At 37.0% G+C, this 1,442-nt stretch carries 2 protein-coding genes; both read left to right on the forward strand.

Going from position 1 to position 1,442, the window contains the following annotated elements; translation table 11 throughout:
• The first annotated feature begins 200 nt into the window (after positions 1 to 200).
• Positions 201 to 788, forward strand: a complete 588-nt coding sequence (locus tag ACFIJL_RS09385) for a hypothetical protein (RefSeq protein ID WP_375624429.1) — start codon at positions 201 to 203, stop codon at positions 786 to 788.
• A gap of 86 nt (positions 789 to 874) precedes the next feature.
• Positions 875 to 1,315, forward strand: coding sequence for a hypothetical protein (locus ACFIJL_RS09390; RefSeq protein ID WP_375624431.1), 441 nt, complete (start codon positions 875 to 877; stop codon positions 1,313 to 1,315).
• Positions 1,316 to 1,442: the final 127 nt, after the last annotated feature.

Raw genomic sequence — 1,442 nt, forward strand, 5'->3', positions numbered from 1 at the left:
GGTAGGTATCAAAATGAAAAAAATTGAAAAAAATAAAAAATACGTATTGACATTAAGGAAAGGTTCGTTTAGAAAGGCGTCAGGTGTGTAGAAACACTTAGCGATAAGCGGATAAACCACGATAAGGTTTTTCCCATCTTCAAAATACTGACTTTCTTTTATGCTATCACTAGCATATAACGATTTTGTCGGGTGTGGTTATGCCATACAATACCCTTTTAGGGGAAAGCATACAGCGGACTTATCGCCGTGTTTCTAGCGCCCGACGCCCTTATGGGCTGTCAATAGAAACCTTTTTTACGATAAGGATTACTAGCATGAAAGCTACAGTAAAAAAACAAACCACTCCCATTATTGATACCGTTGCAAATGACAATATTGCACAAGATTTCGTATCAAAAAATACTCAACAGAAAAAATATAAACTTTCATTAGGTGCTATTGAGTTTGGTAATCGCTTGTTTCGTCGTGTTATAGCTTTAAGAGACTTTGGTACTGTTAAGAAAGGTGACGTTGGTGGTTTTATAGAACATGAGGGTAATTTATCGCATGATGGCAATTGTTGGATATCTGGTTATGCATTAGTATTTGGTAAAGCTCGTGTTTTAGACGATGCACGTGTTACAGGTTATGCAAAAATTTTTGGTGATACAGAAATATCAAATAAAGCACGTGTTGGTGGTCGTATGAAAATTTTTGGTCATAGCGATGCTTTTGGTAAGGTATTGGTTTCTGGGCGTGCGCGTCTTTTTGGGAATGAAACCATCTCTTTTGGTAAATATAGATAACCCTTTAAAACTAGGCGGTGCGGGGGCGCCTCCTTATAACCATTTCATTTAAAAATTTGTTTGAATATTAGATTAGGGAGCTACCTATGACCACTAAAAATGTATCCAAAAAATATGAACTTACTAATGAAACTACAGAAGTTAAAGACCATCTCTATGGTAGAGTTAGAACACTTTATCGCATTAGAGCTTTAAGAAGTTTTGGAGGTGTTAAAAAAGGAGATTTAGGGGGCTTTATTGAAAGTGAATACAACTTATCACATGATGGCAGTTGCTGGGTTGGTGATGATGCCAAGGTTTATAATGCTGCTATGGTTTGGGGGCATGCGAAGGTTTTTGAAAATGCAATAATTTGTGATGAGGCGTGTGTTAATGGGTTTGCGAAGGTTTACGGCAATGTACGTGCTTATGGAAAGGCAATTATTGGTGGCAGGGCGCGTGTTTTTGGAGATACGCAACTTATTTTGGGGGCATGGGTTACAGGAAGAAAAGAGATTTCTACAGGTTTAATATCCTTTTGTAGATAGATAAAGACTGTAGATAAATTGACTAAAGCGGCTTCTAAAAGATAGAATTAAAAAAAGCCGCGTCCTTTAAGACACGGCTTTTATGATCAAAACAGCTAGCGATCTAAATAAACGATTAAAATAACCA

This window comes from Bartonella sp. TT119HLJHH (genome assembly GCF_042193385.1).
Classification (GTDB): Bacteria; Pseudomonadota; Alphaproteobacteria; order Rhizobiales; family Rhizobiaceae; genus Bartonella.

What these genes read in the sequence shown, in the direction of transcription:
- ACFIJL_RS09385 (WP_375624429.1), top strand. Translation starts at nt 201, where the DNA reads ATGCCATACAATACCCTTTTAGGGGAAAGCATACAGCGGACTTATCGC.
- ACFIJL_RS09390 (WP_375624431.1), top strand. Translation starts at nt 875, where the DNA reads ATGACCACTAAAAATGTATCCAAAAAATATGAACTTACTAATGAAACT.